The organism is Rhodoferax sp. (genome assembly GCF_028689295.1).
GTDB lineage: Bacteria > Pseudomonadota > Gammaproteobacteria > Burkholderiales > Burkholderiaceae_C > Rhodoferax.
Map to the genome: position 1 here is coordinate 19,920 of NZ_JAQTWL010000020.1, position 16,565 is coordinate 36,484.

Below are 16,565 nucleotides of genomic sequence, written 5' to 3' on the forward strand. Positions count from 1 at the left end.
TCTATTGATTGCCATGTTTCGCGCCAGCGAGTTGGCGCACCGCCTCGATCCAGAGTCGCCTGGTCACAAGAAGACCCGCCGTTGGCACTTCATCAAACAACTGTTGCAACGATTCACCTGGAATCTTGAGAACGCGTGCCGCCTCCGTGCAGGTGGCCTTGGCCAGTCGCGTGGCGTTGGATTCCATCAAGGTCGCCCAGCCGAACATCTCGCCTCGGTTGTGGACGTAGCCGGAGTAAATTATTCGATCTCCGCGATCGACAATGAACTCCACACGGCCGGTGTCGAGTATGTAGATATCCTTGGCCAAGACGCCTTCGGCGTAAATGGCCTCGCCTGCTGAAAAATTGACATACTGGCCGGCTGATTCAATACGCGCCAGAAGGTCCGGGGCCAAACCCGAAAATATGGCGCAGAGTTCCAGAATCGAGCGTTGCTCGATGTACACAGAGTCATCGACCACACTCACTTGGTAAGTATCGAGTGGGGTTTCTGCCAATCCAATGGCATCGCCATTACAGACATCCCACTGCCACAGGTGCGAGTGACAAGTCAAGACTTTGCCGTCGAACAAGCCTTCTTCCAGCAGAACTTCTTGATGCGGGCAAATACCGTCAGATGCAAAGACCTGGTTGTCGGATCTCAAGATGAGAATGCGTTTGCCATTGAGGTCGAAGCCGCGCATGCCGTTTTCCGGCACGTCCTGTGTTTTACAGATAAAAGTTTTAGTCATTTAATTGAACTTGTCGTAACGGATACGGTCTGGACGCGCCTTGGCTTCCATGATCAGAGCCCGCAGGGCACCATCCACGAGGGGGGGGGGACCTGCCAGATAGGTCATGGCGGTCGCAGCTTTGCTGCCAATGTTTTGAACGGCCACTTGGTGCACGAAGCCTTCAGAAAATTGCAGTCTGGAGTATCTATCCCGAAGCGCCGTGGAGGGTGCTTCGTCTGAGGTTGCGATCGTCACCCGAAGGTTGTTTGGGAATTTCTCTACAGCTTCATCGAACTGATCCAGGAAGAACGCATCCGCGGACTTACGAACCCCAAAGAAAATATCTCCGCGAAACTGCTTGAAATATCCCTCGTCCATGGCGCGCCGAAGGATCGCCATCATGCCCGCGATACCACTGCCGCCAGCGATGCAAACGATGTTGCTCGACAGGGCTGGATGGAAAATCGCTTTGCCGAATGGCCCAACCATATTGACTTCGACGCCTACTCTCAGGTCAGGGGCACTGAACAACCATTCGCTGAATCCGCCGTCGGGTTTTCTTTTGATGACGAACTCAAGCCGTTTGGTCCTCCGTTCGTAATTGACCATGGAGTACGCACGTGGCCCCTCGACTCCGGGCGCTTCAACGGTGACAAACTGGCCAGCATCGAAGTTAAATGCCACGTCGGTCTCGATCTCGAAATTGACAACATCTGGCGCAATTATCGCGGCGGTCCGAATTACGCCTCGACCTTGCTGCGGTGGTAGCACGCTTGCATCCGCGTGGTATGCATAGCCTGGTACTTCGACACGGCAGTCGCTCTTGGGGCTGCACTGGCACATCAACACGTCCCTGGCTTCTTTGAGCAGTTTGCGTCCGGGCGCTTCAGGCCAAGGGTCGTTGATGTTTCCTTCAAGCAGGGTGGCCCGACAGGTGCCGCAGGTGCCGGTCGCGCACTCGTAGGGTAACGCAACGCCAGCCTTCAGTCCACTCATTAATAGCGACTCGTTTGGGCTGGCCTCGAACTCGAAGCCGCGATTTCTAGCATTGACAATGACTCGCATTACCCTTTTCCCTCAGAACGGTACGTGAGAACCGTTACCGAGACTGCGTGTCTCAAGTCGAACTTCGCGCCCTTTCAGACGTGCGCCACCGTCAGCCAGCACGATGCGGTCAATGTAGGCACCCACAGCGTAAACGCTGACCTCTCCACCATCGAGCGTGTTGCGATAAACCTGTAGTGCAGACCTGACCAGAACATCACCTGTCTCGGTATCGCGCGCAATGCTGACAATCGAAAAGTGGCGAGTTAAGGGTGTGCGGTCACGATTCTGCTTGGGGATCATGTCCAATAAGGTTTTCATGCTCGACAGATTCTTGCCAAGCCAAGTCATGTCACGGCGAATTTCCGGGCTGTACGCGCGAATGGCGTAGTCGTAGTCCTCATGGCATGCCGCAAGATAAGTTTCAAAGTCGAGTTTGTCCATTGCCGAACAAGTCCGCTGGATCAAGTCGCGGCACTGCCGCTCCACTTCGTATGTGATTTCCATTTGTTTCATTTTGGGTACTCCAGTCTTATCGGGTCAGGCTTTGGGGGCAAGTTTGCGCTCGTTGAACGGATCGGATGGATTGCGCCCCATGCGTTTCGCCCACTCCACCAGGAAATGGCGCATGCCGACTTCATCATGAACTTTGTTGTTCTCGTGTCGCGCATGCAGGACGGTGGGAGCCTCCGTGCGGTCGTTCAGAGCGATGCCCTGCCCATGGGTGCCCAGCAGATCCTCAGGCAGATTCCGACCAAATGGCCCCCAGATCGTGTTGTGGTCGCGGATGCGGATGGCGCGCTCTTCTGGCGTGTCCGATTTCAGACCTAACCCACGAAACTCGATCAACACCTTGTTCGGGCCCAGTGGGATGGCCGTATCAAGCCGCATGGCTGGTGAGCGGATATTAAAGGTGATACCCGGGAACACGTCCACCAGCGCCCAGCGGTTCGCGCCCAAACCTGGCCAACCCAGCGTGCGTTGCTCGTGGCCTTTGTACGAATCGTATTTAAGGTCCATGTCCGTGACCTGTGCGTGACCACCATCGAAGGCCACGTACTCACGCTCCCAGTAGCCCGGGTGCATCATCCCGGTGATCCGGTTGTGGTAATGCATGTAGTCGTGATAGAACTCACTGTTCGTGTCGTGCCACATCTTGAAGTTGCCTTCGACGATTGAGCGGTGGTAGTGGAAGACCTCCAGCGGCTCCGTGAGGGTGTGGGCAATTGCGTCGAGCGAGCCACCCAGCGTGTCTTTCAGCGCGGGGCCGTTGTCATCCATATTGACCCATACAAAGCCACCATAAGCCACTTCAAGGCGAACTTCGCGCAATGCGTAATCGCTCAACTGCACACGCTCCTGATAACCCTCTTTGCGCCGGGGCATGTCCACGCAATTGCCCTTGGTATCGAAAGCCCAGGCGTGGAACAGACAGGTGATGCGCCGTGGGCCGCCCGACGGTGACGCTTCACGAAAACTGCCTGCTGGCTCATAAACCAGCAGGTTTCCGCGGTGAGGGCAGATGTTGAGATAAGCGTGAACCGCGTTGTCTTCATCGCGCACGATGATCAGGTTGTGCCCACCCGGATGCTGGTAAGTGCGAAAGTCATATGGCTCTGGCAGCTCACTCTCATGGCAGGCAACAAGCCAGCTTTTATCCAATATCTTCTCTTGCTCTTCCTTGAAGATGCCCTCGTCGGTGTAGATGCGAGGGTCAACCATTTCACTTGACTCCAGGTCAGGTCGTGCCAACCACTGTGTGCCATTTCGTGCCATGTGCGTACTCCTTTTTGATAAATGTCATTGACTTACAACAAATACATTTCAAATAAATTATGTATTTGTTGTAATTATTGATATGAATGTCTCATTTTTATGTAGGTGTTTTCCCTTGGGATGGCCAAAATACCGAAGTGGCCCCGAAATTTTTAACAGCGCGATAAGTGGGCACTCTTGGCAGAAAGCCGTAAGCGATCATTTAACTACGCTCTATCGCCACCGGATGAATTGAGAGACGCTTGTGTCCATGTAGAACAACGTGGACATATGCGATGCAGAGGAACTCAGAGGTATTGAATGGATTGGTGGTTGGGCACAAGCGTGATGGGCGTTGCCGATATGACCCGCAGGTCAAGCAGGAACTGGTCCGCCAGTGCATGATGCCTGGCGTGTCGGTGGCACGCATGGCGATGCACCTGGGTGGCTACAGTCGCGTGACTGACTTCATCCGGGAATGGCGCGCTACCGAGGGCAAAAAGCCCCACACCTTCGTACCCTTGAAGTTCGATCTGGGCGAGGCGTTCCAGTTCGACTGGAGTGAAGAAGGCTTGGTGGTCGGTGGCATTTACCGGCGCATGCAGGTGTCCCACATGAAGCTGTGTGCCAGCCGTGCCTTCTGGCTGGCGGCCTACCCAGCCAGGGTCACGAGATGCTGTTTGACGCCCATACCCGCTCCTTCGCGGCGCTGGGCGGCGTTGCCGGGCGTGGCATCTACGACAACATGAAGACCGCCGTGGACAAGGTCAAAAAGAGCAAGGGCCGAGTCGTCAACGCCCGCTTTGCCGTCATGTGCGCGCACTACCTGTTTGATGCCGACTTCTGCAACGTCGCCAGTGGCTGGGAGAAGGGTGTCGTGGCGAAGAACGTGCAAGACAGCCGCCGTCGAATCTGGATTGAGGCACAGACGCGCCAGTGGCATTCCTTTGATCAACTCAACGCCTGGCTGGTCGAGCGCTGCCGCGTCCTGTGGGGTGATATCCGCCACCCCGAATACAAACACTTCAACGTGCTTGAGATGCTCGAGCAAGAGCGCACGGAGATGATGCCCATGCCTCAATATTCAATCGGCGCCGATAGGTAAGCTTCATTTGCAGTTCTTTGATCCATGTCAACGCCAAGAAGCTCGTATGGAACAATAATTTCATTATCTCAACTTCAAACAACCGGAGAATGAAATGTTTAAATTGACTCAACGAGCCGATGATCATTCGGCCCTTTTCCACGGCATGACGAAAGTCGTAGGCGCCGATTTCGGGCGCGAATTGGAGCATGGCATAGGGCGTGCCGATGGTTTGCGGAGCCTCATGCTCAAGTGCGCCAGCTGCCAGAAACCCGACGACTGCGGTCGTTGGCTTGAAGAGCACGCCGAAGGGGCCAGTCATCCTCCGGAATTCTGCCCGAACCAGGCCGCATTGGCTCGTCGCGCATAAGAGCGCGGGCAAAGAAAGCTCTGAACAACTCGCAGCCAAGTAAGGTAGCGAGTTACACGTTTTCAAATAGTGGGATTCCCAGTGGAATTCTCGCGGTTTGAGGCCGTTTTCGTCGACCATTTCGGTCTTTCGTACCCCCAGCAGGGCCTTTGCCCCGTTTTCTGGCGCAATCATGCCTGCGCTCCCATCAATTGACGGCGCAGCTGCATTGCTGGGTAGGCCCTCACAAGAAACAAAACTTTTTTAGCACGATATTCCGGCCTTTGGTGCTAATGGTGTAATAGCAAATCCCAAAGCTGAGGTCCGGCGCTTGAGGGCTGATGCCGCCCAACCAATGATCACCCAATTCGAACCTCTGACAGAAATTGAGTTGCAGGAACTCGATCAATTCCTGCTCTTTGAGGTGCAGTCTGATGAATCTATGACCTCGGATACCCTTGATGGGTATTTGCATGCCATCGCCATTGGCCCTGCGTCACTGATGCCTCAACAATGGATGCCAGGCATTTGGGGCGAAGGGGACAGCATGATGCCACCGGTCAAAAGCATTGAGCAACTTAACCGCGTCCTGAGCCTGATCATGCGTCACTTCAACAGCATCATTGCTGCAGTGGAGCAACTACCACGCGAGATATACCCCATCTGGTGCACCAGTGAGTATCGCGGGAAAGAATACGATGACGCTGAAGGATGGGCCTACGGTTTCACGGAAGGTATGAAACTGTGCCGGAAAGATTGGGAACCCCTTTTGAAAACCCCTCAAGGGCAAGCCTGGTACCGGCCAATCGGATTGCTGGGTGAAGACGACTTCTCGCCTGAGCAGGATAAGCTGACAAAAACACCAGCCCAGCGCGGCAAGCTTGCACTGCAAATTCCCGAGGCGGTTGTGGCCATGTATGAATATTGGCTGCCATACAGGCGCGCTGTCTATGAGCGACAGGTTGCCAAGTCTATGCAGGGCAAAGTGGGACGCAACGAGCCTTGCCCCTGTGGCAGTGGCAAAAAGTACAAGGTTTGCTGTGGTGCAGCTTCAGTTCTACATTGAGTCCTGAAATTGGACTGTCCAGCAGAAGGTTTCTGATCGTCAACGATGGCGTGATCTATCGGATGTCGAAAAAGCGTTTTGACCACACAATGCGCCATCCAGATGACGAGCTCATGCTTCGCTTTGAAATGCTCAAGATCATCGATAGGTCGGCAAGATGATCGAGCGGTTGACCATGACGTTGAAAGCCATGCCAGGACGAATTTGCAGGGTTGGTGAAATGTTCAGATTCTTTTGCAAAATCTTTGAGCTGACATCACTCAAGGAATTCATGGCAGCGGCAGAGGCTTGAGCCGAGCCGGACGGCGTGTTGAACGCACCCTGGTTTTGTGGTTGCGACTGTTGGGCAGCAACCCCCAAAAACGACACCAACAAAGCCGATGACCAGGTTTTCCAGAAGTGGTTATCCACCTGATCTTTAATGCCGGATTGACCCTGACCATCAGCTGCTGACATGCCGCGCAAGGAAATTCGCGAACCGTTCGGCAAAATCAGTTCATCCCAAGCCGCCAGCACCCGCGATTGACCATAAGCAACATCAGCCGAGTACCTGCCAATCAGGCGCGAGCCTTGCGGAATCACCACAGCATCAGGTTCGTTGGTGGAATAAACGGTTTGGCGGGTCTGTGCAACGATGATGCCTGGCAGATCCGAATTGATGCCAGACAGCATGACCGCAGGAATGACCGAGCCCGCTGTCAGTTCAAATTCCCCCATTTGAGCTTTGAGTAATTCCGGCAGGTAGCCATTGTCAGCAGCTTCCTTCATGAACGCTCGGTTGCGCGCTTGGGCCACCACCGCCGGGTCCTGACCAACAGGGCTGCCCGCGGCCGGAGTGGCAGGCAAATAGCCTGAATTGTTACTTGTACCCGCCACTCCCGAGGGTGAATTCACCATGCGCATGGTCTCGGCAGAGGCAGATGCGCGCGCATTCACAGCGCGCCCATTGGCTGCTGATAAGCTTTGATCCAGACCGCCCACCGGGCGCTCATCCTCAGCACCCACGCCCAAGATGCCCCCTGCAGTCGATTTGGCAGCCAGCGCGGCGCCACCCTTGCCGATGTCGGATGTTTCGGCTGAATCAGAAGCCATGATGAGACCCTGGAGTCGCTCGTACTTTCGTTTTTGCAGCCACAACCGGTGTGCCTCAGCGGGTGTCGGCGGTGATGCACCACCATTGGCAGTTTGAGTTCCACCAGAAATGCCATTTTGAGCTGACGAGCGGGTTGTTAGCGGCCCTGTTTGTTGACCATCATCCGTTTGAAAAGTTGGTTGACTCCTGACGGCAACGGCTCGCCGCTTGATGTCTTCAGCGTTTTCCTTGTATGGAGCCGATTGACCCGGCGCATCACTGGACATCAATTGCTTGTTTGAGTCAGCTTGATCACCACTTTTGCCGCTGATCATGACTCCGATCAAAATGGCAGAGGCCACCGTCGAGGCGCCACCCAAAAGTAAAAATTGCCCTTTTTTGGAGAGTCGCTTTGTACCGGGTGGCGGCGTATGAATTTCCAGCGGCTGACCGGGGCCATCAATGGCCGCAACATCCATGTCCGCCTGAGCGTCCATCGGATCGTCAGTCGGAGATTTCTTGCCCAGTCTGAAGATCATTTGGCACCCCAGTTGAACAAACTGTTCTGCCCTGATTTTTCGCATTGAATAGTTTGGGCGCTGGTACCCACGCCCAGAACCAGACTGAGTTTGGCTGGCTTGCCATCGATGATGTAGTAGCCGTTCACAAGCCGTGAATTCAGCAACTCGGTCTCATTGTTCGAACTGTTGAACACTGCGGGTGCATCACTGGCTGCTGCACCGGGCGGCAATTGGATGAACGTGTGCGTGTCATTGGCAAAGACCCGTGCCGGCTTGAACGCCGCGTCACCCTTGCAGTTGTAGCCAAAATCCAGCGTGGTTGGATCAAGTTTGCCAACAGACTTGTCTGCCACGACACGTTGGGTCCTGGCTTGTTCTGCCGCCAGTTTGGTGGCGGCAATCGTTGCCTCAAATTCCGCTTTTTGCCGTGCTGTCGCTTGTGCCTCAGCGCTCAAGTCGCGTGTCATGGCAGCCGGGTCATACCAGCTCACCATGGGAACATACTCGGTTTTACTGGACACCAGGTGCATGTAATAAATGCGGCCCTTGTCAGTTGTCACAACCAGGTTGGTTGACAGGCCCGCCTGTGTGGGTTTCAACATCATCACCGGCCTTGACCCGGCGGTTGCGTTCTGCAATAGCCAGCGCACCGTGTCGCCAATCGAAACACTAGTCACGGCCTCACCATCCTGCAGCGCGACCGAGCAGACGTGCAAGGGTGCGCAAGTAATGGTCGGACGTGAATACCCATAGGGATATTCAACAGCACCACTGGCACCCACCAACGCCTCAGCCGCGCCTGTTTGTTCCCAGCGCTTTGCCGCTGCAAGCCTTGCGGCATCGGCGGCGGAAAGCTTTCTGGTCTGCACCTTGGCTGAGGGCTGCAAAGGTGATGGCGCCATTACCTCAGGGGATGACGTGACTTTTTGCGTTCCGGGGGTCGGCTGCAAAGGGAGAGCTTCAAACTCATTTGATGACGGCGCGGTCAACGCTTGGGCCGGTGCCTGGGTGGTGACAACCGCGTCGGTCGCTGCGACGGCAGCGGGATGTGGGGCGGTTTCCGTAGATGATTGTGCAAAGGCACTGGCAGTCAAGGAAAGAATGGCAATGGCGATGAGGGAGTTTTTCATGAGGACGACCTTTACAGAACTTCTTTTGTCCAGGAGATTGACTTGACGTAAATGCCAAAGGGATTCCAAAGCGCGACTTTTGGGTTTTCTGCCAGCTTGGCATCAATCCCAACCGTGACGACCGCTTTCCAATGCTCCGCAACAGCAGCCGCGCCAGGCTTGGCTTTTGTTTCCACCCAGGACACCTGGTAGGTTTCGCCCCCTTGGGGAATGACGGATGAAATTTCGACACGCGTGACAGAACCATCGACCGAGAACGGCGAGTTGTCTTTGAAAAATTCATTCAAGAATCCGGCCACATCGCGCCCCGCCATCGCATACACCCGGTTCAACGTGACCTGTTGGGCAACAGCATCCGGCAACATGGAGCGCACGTCTTTGATGAAGGCCGCCAATTGAGCAACCATCAACCGTTTGTCCAAATCAGCCCTTGCCACCGGCGCGGGACGGGCAACAGCAACAGGCGAACCGAGTTGGTCGGTGACCACCACAAACGGCTGAATCTTTGATTGGGACCCGACGAACGCAATGCCCACCACAGCCACAACCGCGACAGCCAACGAGCCGGCGGCCATCAGTTGCCAATTGCGCGCGCGTGAGACCAATCCACCGTATCGCTCATCCCACTCCCGGCGAGCGTTGAGGTATGGATTTTGTTTTGACATGCAAGCGTCCTTTTTGAGTGCTGTTGCCAAATACCGATCTGGCGCAAGCAACACAAAATGGGCATCGATTGCTAGGGCACGCCGCGCAGTACCAATCGACTGGCCAAGGAGCTAGCCCGATTGCTGCGCGATGATCTTGCCGTCCACAGCCTGATGGCTGCTGTCTCCCGCAATTTCTGTTTTGATTTACGGGAACACCAGCCGGTAATTTCGTAGGTCTTCTTCGAAGGCGTTGCATCGCTTGAGCGCTTGGTGCAGTTCGTGACGCGGCTGTGAGTAGTCGAAGGCAGCCGTCCAGGCCTGGATACGGGTCATGGCCCGGATGTAGGGTGTCGCGTCGGCATGGTTCGACAGGCTTTTCAGCGGCAACAGGTAATCTTCGCGATAGACAGTTGGAACGATGATGCGTGACAGACCCGCTGCGCTGAGCACGCAGTTCATTGCCAGGCGCGCCGTTCTGCCGTTGCCATCTTTGAAGGGGTGAACTTCTGAGATGACGAACATGGTCATCAGCGCGCGCGCGAGAGGGTCCTTCAGCGCCAAAATCCGCTCAAAACTCTCCTTCAGCGTGCCCTGCACGAGCTCGTGGGCAACGAATAGCGTTGATCCTGCCTGGTTGTTCTGGTCCTTCCACTCCCCTGGCTGCTTGTCCAGTCGGGACTGCATAACCAACGCATTCACGTTCTTTAGCCAAGCCAGGAAATCGTCCGCCGTGCTGGCCGGTTGGTCGCGCCAGGGGGATCGCATGGCTGCCTGGAAGGTTCCGAGAATGTCGTGGGAGTCCTCTGTCCGGTTTGCGATGAGCTTGCCTTCAAACACGATTTCCTCGGCCTCGCTGACCAAGAATGTGGTGCCCTCGATGTAGTTCGAAAAGTAGGACTCGAAGAACGCGAAATTTTCGCGTGAGACCCCCGCATCCGCCGTGGAGGGCACCTCCGGCAGGGTCTGTGTTCGCAGATGACTAAAAAGTGTGTCAAAAAGTGCCAGACGGTCTGGGTCATAGGGGCGTCCAGCGGCGCGGGCTAGGGCTTGTTTGCCCTGCAGCTTTTTGCTCTCATGGGTCCCCAACATGGCGCCCATGATGCCGTCCAGCCGCTTGAATTCCTTTTCCCGACCCAATGCTTCCGCCAGCGTGCGGCAGCTATCCCGGAGTTGATTGAATCGGTACTCACCACGAATCGAAAGAAGCTTGTCGAGCTCAGCCTCAAGCGCTGGCTGGGCTAGAACTCGCTCACCGACACCGCGGCCGCTCGCCAGGTTTTCCAGCAACCAGCGCGGTTGACTGGCCAGGAAAAGTCCCTTGTAGGGCGTGTCACCCTCAACAGCGCCTGATCCTGGAATCACCTTGATGATGAGGCCGGGCAACTCCAGGGTTCGCGGCCGATCACCGCGCGTCACATAAATACGGCCATCGAAGGGCTTTGCGTCATAGCCGCTACGGTAGCTGAGGACCCCGCCAGGCAGCAGGTGGCCCACAATGCTTGTCCAGTGGCGGCTTACGACTGATTCAGGAGGGCTGGCCAGATTGCTGGTGTAAACACCCTGGTAAAGTTTCAGCAGTGTCCCATCACCGGCTAGCCGAATGACCTTGCGGTCGGCAGCGGGGTCGCCCTGGCCTGTGAACACAAGCTCAGGCAGAGAATTGTCGAATTTTTGCTTGATGACCATGTCGACTTCTTTGTATTTGTCTGATATTTGTATTATTGTGACACTTTCTGTCTGAAAAGTGCTTTATTTAACAAAATAAGGCTTGTCGGATTTTGTGTTGATTCGTCGGGCACGGAGAGCGTATCTGTCTGAAACATGCAGTATTGCATCCTGTTCTGTCGGATTTAACGCTCATCAGAACCGATCAAGCTGGTACCGCTCTCCTGCACGCTGCGCATTTGGCATCAAAAATCCGGCGAGGTCCGTGACCACCGTTTCAAGATCCGCAGTCTCTTGGGCTCAGCCATGGGATGTCAACGCACTCATGTACGGCTCCATGATTTTCCAGACTTTGGCGTCAACCGCCTCTCTTGCAATTTCGGCGGGCGAAGCCTTTTTTTGTCTTAGTGCCTCGCGCAGTCCTTCCAGCGCGACGTTGATGCCGATGGTCTGCCGATACCGAAACAAGTCTGCAATGGTTTTAGCCACGCCGAAGATCGGAACGGATACCCCGTCAATGACGTGGCTTTCAACACCATGTAGCAGGCGCGGCCCTGAAAAACGAGCGAAACGAACCGGCGGATATTTAAATGTGGGGTGCCAGTCTTTCGAACCAATGGCCATCCAGACTTTGGGTGGAATCTGGTCAGTCAAACTGTGGAACGCCAGGGACGACGTCAGGCAGATGACCCCCTTGGGAACAAGTTTGGATGCCTCGGCAAGGGTGTGATTCACATCGAGAGATGCGTCTGCAAGCTGATACAGCCCTCGGGCAAGGCGAACGAGAACGCCCTCTCGCTCAAGGCGCGACACCGTCGCTGCAGTAATGCCCTTTGCAGTCAATTCACTCAGGCGCGACATGCCCGTGGCCTGCAGATGGGCCACAGCACTATTTCGCTGGGATGGTTGATTCTTGGGATTCACTGATACAAAACATTGGATATCGCCGAATAGTACCCTATGATTCATATCATTTTCAACTCACCATCATCCGATGAATGCGTTGCAAGCCACGCGGCTAGTTAACTGAATACCCATCTGGTCACTGCTCGGTCTGTTGGTGTCTGGTTTCACCGTTCGAATTCAGGCTCAGAAGCCTGTTGACTTTCTTTGACAGGCAAAAAAATGTCAGCCCTCGCTTTCTCCACTTCCGCAGCCGATGCAGCGCTGGCAATGAAGTTACGCACTGCCTGGGGACCGCCCTGGCCGAGCAGGTCCCGTGCATCAGCGCCAACTTGACTGTTCACTGGAGGCACAGCCAATGCGAAGTCCGTCAGCTTTGACGCTTCCAAAGCCCGTGGGATGGCGTTTGATTTGAGTCTTCCAGCCTCAGTCCGGCCGATATCGTGATCCGTTGCAATGACCACCCCTGAAAACAAATTCGACAAACCCGTTTGCTTGACCCATTGGGCGACCACCATCACATTGTTCGACGACAACGTGCACAGCGCGTTGCCCGCACCGCTTTGTTGAATCGCAAGTCCGGTGGCCACCCCCTCGCAGATCACAAGCGGTTTCTTTTTATCGGTAACCGCCAGCCACGCTTGTATTGGCGCCAGGGCATCGCTAGTCAGCACTCTCATCAATGAATCAAGCCCTGGAAATGGCACAAAGGCGCCGACGGTGTGAGAGCCTTTTGCCATGATTTTGTCGGTGTTGAAAGCGACTTTGGGCATCAGGTGCTGCGCACCACATAGTTCCACCGTGTCTGGTCGGCCCATCAAATCAGGACGAAACATGGGGGCCAATATCGTGCCGGCAAATTTGTGCCCTGTGGGATACACCCGCAACTCCGTGCCATCCAGAACGGCATTGCCTTTGACAAGATGACGATGGTCAGTTGGTGGGGTGACACCTGCCATCCAAGACCTGCAAGTGTCTCGATTCAGATCCAAGTCAGTTGTACGCAACTCAGCAGGCGCCGGGCGCGGCAAAGCAGATGAAGACCGGGGTGGCGCAAGATCACCATCCAGCCCCAAATCGCGTCCCGTGACATACATGGTTTTCTTGCCATCGCTCGTTTGCCGGCCTTCCCGCCATGGCGCAGGAAGAGCAATGTCGCCCCGGAATGAAAATGCGGTTGCAACACCATCGTTTGACACCAGCAACTTGTAGACGGGCTTTGGATCAGTGCCATCGCGATAGCGCCCGTGCAGCCGCGACGGAATCAGACCAGACGTTTGCAACAGATCATCAGCCGCCCGCCACACTTGCTCCGGGTCATATGAGCGGCGTTGTTGGGGCTCTGAAGAAAATTTCGGCACTTTGGTCAGTGCTGACAGTTCCTTGGCCGCGCTCAACTGGTCGATATGGGTTGCAAGTGACGGGGTCGATTTATCGCCAAGACGGATGCCTCCAGCGGCATGCCACGGCTCACCCGCTGCCAGTCCCTTTTCTGCATAGCGATGCCACATTTTGAGAGAGCCATCGCGCGCCACGGACAGCCGCCCGCCAGGCGTTCGACTGGTCTCGCCGGGCAAACGAAATTCAACCAAATGGTCTTTGACCTTTTGAATCTCGCAGCCACGTGCAACGAGGTAGTTCTCAATGATTTGTAGCGAGCGCACCGTGATACCTCAGGTATCGAGCCCCATGCGCAAGCCTGGTGCGTGACCCACATGACCATCACTCACCCAATGCGGTTTTCTTCGATCCGCAGCATGTTGCAAACGCTTCGAAAAGCTGTTGAGTTTGTCTGCCATGCCGCCCGGATGTTGCTTGTAGTCCGCCTCAAATCGCTGTTGGAAAGACCGTGCATCGAATGAATTGGCAGACGTGCCGCCGGTTTCGTTGGTGCTTTGCTTTGCGCCACCACCCGGCGTGGCAGACGGGTCAAAACGCGGGTCAACAAAACCGGGCGCTTGGGTCTTGCCCAAACTTTGGCCGCTCGCGTTCATGCCACGTCCAGCCATCGGACTCTCAGACGGACCAGGCGCTGCGTTGTAAGGGACAGGGCCTTCACTTGGTGTGCGAGCCCTAGCATGCTGGCTAGCCGAGCTGGATGCAGTGGGTAAACCGGATGGACCCGGCAAAGCCAGCAAAGGCGTTATACCGGTGCCGCCACTGTTTGCGCTGCTGGATTTTCTGGTATTGCTTGGACCAGCAGCAGGCTGAAATGGGTTATTGGCATTGACCGTACCACTGATGCCACCGCCAAAGCCGACGCCAGCAGAAGAGCCACCAATCGCACCCGCCGCCTTTTGCACGGGCAGCAATGCGCCCATGGCGCCGCCAGCAAGTCCCAGCGCGCGCGCACCGGCGGCACTTGCAGCAAGGCCCGCCGCCACCGGCGCACCGCCCACCATGCCAGCCGCCGTGCCGGCGCTTTGCAGGGACATGGCCACCGTGCCATTAAGCATCGACCCCGCCAGGCCCGGTGCCATGTAGCCAGTGACACCATAGAACAGCGATGCGCCACCCACACCCAAATAGTCACCAAAACTGGGGCCTTCAGGATGTGCGGCGTAGGCAGCTGCAATGGTGTCTTTCAGGGCTTGGGTGAAGCTGTCACCAAAGCCAATGATCAAATAAATGGTGAACAGTTTGACGCCAATGGAAATCGCGTAGCCAAAATATTTCTCTGACAAATTGTGCGTCCAACGTGAGCCCGAAAACCCGAGCATCAAGGCACCACCGCCAATGATCAAGTACGACTCAACCAGGGTGATGAGCAGTTGAACCGCAATCAGCCCGTAGCCAAGGACAATAAAAACTGAGGCAACACCCACAATGATGGCGCTGAGCATGAATTTGCCCAGACCTTGCCCCGAATTTGTCAAAGTGTTGATGATCATGTCACCCGTGCTGGGCGCGGCATCGTTGGAGAACTGCATCAGGCTGGCGGCTACTTGCAGCCCTTGGTCAAATACCGCTGAGGGTGACAAAACCGAAGTGCCACCCACACCGGCACCTGCTGCCTTGAATGAATTGATGATGGCAGGTATCCACTCGGGCGCTTTGATCAGTACCATGGCAAAAAATGACAGGGACATGACCTTGAACAAGGTCCCCACCATGATTTCCGAAAGCTCTGACTTTTTGAGCGTCAGCTGAATCGCCGACCAGGCGAATTCAAGTGCAGCCAGGCCAAAGAACAAATTGGTAGCGTAACCCAGCGCAGTCGACATCCATCCACCGGATGCGCTTTGAACTTGACTGACCAACGTATCCATCATGCCCGCGGCATTCGCCAACGGCGCGATACCGAACAGCAGCAGGAAAAGCGTTGCACGCATCACCAATACTCCGCTCAGTATTTGCCGGAGTGGTTGCGAAAGAAATTGCGGTACAGGATTTCGTCTTGGTATTTTTCGTTTTCCTGTTTGGCGATGGCATTCAGTCGGGCCTGTTCCGCCGCAATGATGGTGCCGTGCAGTGCTTGGGTTTCATTGACCATCATGCCGGCAATTTGATTGCCAGCCTGAATCGCTTGCAGGCGGCCAGCCGCTGTTTGGGATGCCAGCTGAATTTGCTGCAAAGCACTTTGCGTTGTCGAAAAATTGTTGGCGTTCAAGCCCAATTGCTGCAAAGCCGCGCCAATCTGGTTGTTCAAGCCCTTGTTCCAATTCACCAGATTTTGCTGTTGGTTCGAAAGCAAATTTCCGTTGCCGTAGGTTGTTTGCATGTCGGTGATGGAATTGACAGTGGCGTTCACAATGCCTTGCGTGTTTTGAATCGTGCTGACCAACGATGTCAAACGCGCCGCAATGCCGCTCCACGCCTGAATCGGAATGCCGAGCGTGTTCTGGTACATGTTCTGGTACATCTGGATTTGCTGCTGCAGCTGTTCCAGATTGCTTGAATAGACATTGACCAGCTCGGCGTTGTTCAGCCACTGGGTGGCTTCCATGGCACCCACAAACCCACCGCCACCGGCGTGAGCGGATGGTATCGACGCTAAAGCAAAGGCAGCCGCCACTGCGGCGCTGGAAAGCAGCTTCTTGGGCTTCATGGGATTTCCTTTATTGAATACTGTTGTCCCATACCGGCCAGACGCAAGTTGACGCAAAAAAGTGGCCCTCCCACGATCAAACAACCAGTAAAACCGTGGTGACACAGGGGAGGTCTGTGCGAGCGTCGGGCCAGATGCTCTTTGCTGACCTGTCACAGTCAATAGCTATCCCATAAACGGGCGGCATCGAACTGACCGCGTTCCCGCAACCAGGCAGACGGCCAGGTAAGCGCATCGAGCTTTTGCAGATGACGAATTCGCGCCAAATCCTCGCGTCCACTGGCCCCAACAAAGGCCATTTCCGGCGGAGTCAGTCCCAATTCAAAAACGCGGGAGCCGTCCGGGTGCAGGTGGTAATACTGGCGCTTTGGCACGGCGTTGCTAACGATCTGGATTTGCCGACGGTTGAGTCCAATCGCTTGGTACAGCCCGCTCAAGGCTTCGGTTTGTGCTTGCGGGTTTGGCAACAGGATTTTTGACGGGCAGGATTCAAAAATCACATCGGCAATGCCACTGCGCGACAAATCGCTCAGGGACTGGGTGGCAAAAATGACCGCCACGTTCGA

14 protein-coding genes and 2 pseudogenes are annotated in these 16,565 nt (G+C 55.4%); 3 read left to right on the top strand and 13 right to left on the bottom strand.

The genetic code is table 11. The features are described from left to right. Nucleotide 1 precedes the first annotated feature (1 nt). From PHF15_RS14095 to PHF15_RS14110, 4 genes are read right to left on the bottom strand one after another with little or no spacing between them, the layout of a single operon-like run. Nucleotides 2-733 (bottom strand): Rieske 2Fe-2S domain-containing protein, encoded by a 732-nt coding sequence (locus PHF15_RS14095; protein ID WP_300121997.1) that lies wholly within the window; start codon nucleotides 731-733, stop codon nucleotides 2-4. Beyond that, nucleotides 734-1,780, bottom strand: coding sequence for a 2Fe-2S iron-sulfur cluster binding domain-containing protein (locus PHF15_RS14100; RefSeq protein WP_300121999.1), 1,047 nt, complete (start codon nucleotides 1,778-1,780; stop codon nucleotides 734-736). Nucleotides 1,781-1,792: 12 nt separating this feature from the next. Continuing rightward, nucleotides 1,793-2,275, bottom strand: coding sequence for a nuclear transport factor 2 family protein (locus PHF15_RS14105; RefSeq protein WP_300122001.1), 483 nt, complete (start codon nucleotides 2,273-2,275; stop codon nucleotides 1,793-1,795). A 24-nt stretch (nucleotides 2,276-2,299) separates the two neighbouring features. Continuing rightward, nucleotides 2,300-3,535: an aromatic ring-hydroxylating dioxygenase subunit alpha gene (locus PHF15_RS14110; protein WP_300122003.1), complete on the bottom strand. Its 1,236-nt coding sequence runs from the start codon at nucleotides 3,533-3,535 to the stop codon at nucleotides 2,300-2,302. 404 nt (nucleotides 3,536-3,939) lie between these two features. Here PHF15_RS14110 and istA point away from each other — a divergent pair. The 3 genes and pseudogenes from istA to PHF15_RS14125 form a co-directional block, all read left to right on the top strand. After that, nucleotides 3,940-4,592: pseudogene (gene istA, locus PHF15_RS14115) on the top strand (IS21 family transposase); the annotation flags it as partial. Nucleotides 4,593-4,764: 172 nt separating this feature from the next. After that, a complete protein-coding gene (locus tag PHF15_RS17030; RefSeq protein ID WP_366520618.1) occupies nucleotides 4,765-4,968 on the top strand; it encodes a DUF6455 family protein in 204 nt (67 codons plus the stop codon). Between the two features lie 334 nt (nucleotides 4,969-5,302). Beyond that, complete coding sequence (locus PHF15_RS14125; protein ID WP_300122005.1) at nucleotides 5,303-6,013, top strand: UPF0149 family protein; 711 nt, start codon at nucleotides 5,303-5,305, stop codon at nucleotides 6,011-6,013. Nucleotides 6,014-6,151: 138 nt separating this feature from the next. Here the strand turns inward: PHF15_RS14125 and PHF15_RS14130 are convergent, their stop codons facing one another. The 9 genes and pseudogenes from PHF15_RS14130 to PHF15_RS14170 all read right to left on the bottom strand — a co-directional run. After that, entirely contained in the window at nucleotides 6,152-6,808 is a 657-nt protein-coding gene (locus PHF15_RS14130; RefSeq protein ID WP_300122007.1) for a TrbI/VirB10 family protein, read from the bottom strand. 812 nt (nucleotides 6,809-7,620) lie between these two features. Next, complete coding sequence (locus PHF15_RS14135) at nucleotides 7,621-8,736, bottom strand: TrbG/VirB9 family P-type conjugative transfer protein (protein ID WP_300122009.1); 1,116 nt, start codon at nucleotides 8,734-8,736, stop codon at nucleotides 7,621-7,623. Between the two features lie 11 nt (nucleotides 8,737-8,747). Next, nucleotides 8,748-9,401 carry a VirB8/TrbF family protein gene (locus PHF15_RS14140; protein ID WP_300122012.1) on the bottom strand — a complete coding sequence of 218 codons (654 nt, stop codon included), beginning with the start codon at nucleotides 9,399-9,401 and terminating at the stop codon, nucleotides 8,748-8,750. 186 nt (nucleotides 9,402-9,587) lie between these two features. Beyond that, nucleotides 9,588-11,069: a Fic family protein gene (locus PHF15_RS14145; protein WP_300122014.1), complete on the bottom strand. Its 1,482-nt coding sequence runs from the start codon at nucleotides 11,067-11,069 to the stop codon at nucleotides 9,588-9,590. A 279-nt stretch (nucleotides 11,070-11,348) separates the two neighbouring features. After that, entirely contained in the window at nucleotides 11,349-11,909 is a 561-nt protein-coding gene (locus PHF15_RS14150; protein WP_300122015.1) for a type IV toxin-antitoxin system AbiEi family antitoxin domain-containing protein, read from the bottom strand. Between the two features lie 209 nt (nucleotides 11,910-12,118). Further along, nucleotides 12,119-13,615, bottom strand: a complete 1,497-nt coding sequence (locus PHF15_RS14155) for a hypothetical protein (protein WP_300122016.1) — start codon at nucleotides 13,613-13,615, stop codon at nucleotides 12,119-12,121. A gap of 9 nt (nucleotides 13,616-13,624) precedes the next feature. Continuing rightward, nucleotides 13,625-15,283, bottom strand: a complete 1,659-nt coding sequence (trbL, locus tag PHF15_RS14160) for a P-type conjugative transfer protein TrbL (RefSeq protein WP_300122017.1) — start codon at nucleotides 15,281-15,283, stop codon at nucleotides 13,625-13,627. A 14-nt stretch (nucleotides 15,284-15,297) separates the two neighbouring features. Continuing rightward, nucleotides 15,298-15,999, bottom strand: a complete 702-nt coding sequence (locus tag PHF15_RS14165) for a hypothetical protein (protein WP_300122018.1) — start codon at nucleotides 15,997-15,999, stop codon at nucleotides 15,298-15,300. 158 nt (nucleotides 16,000-16,157) lie between these two features. Next, nucleotides 16,158-16,565, bottom strand: a pseudogene (locus tag PHF15_RS14170) (transporter); the annotation flags it as partial.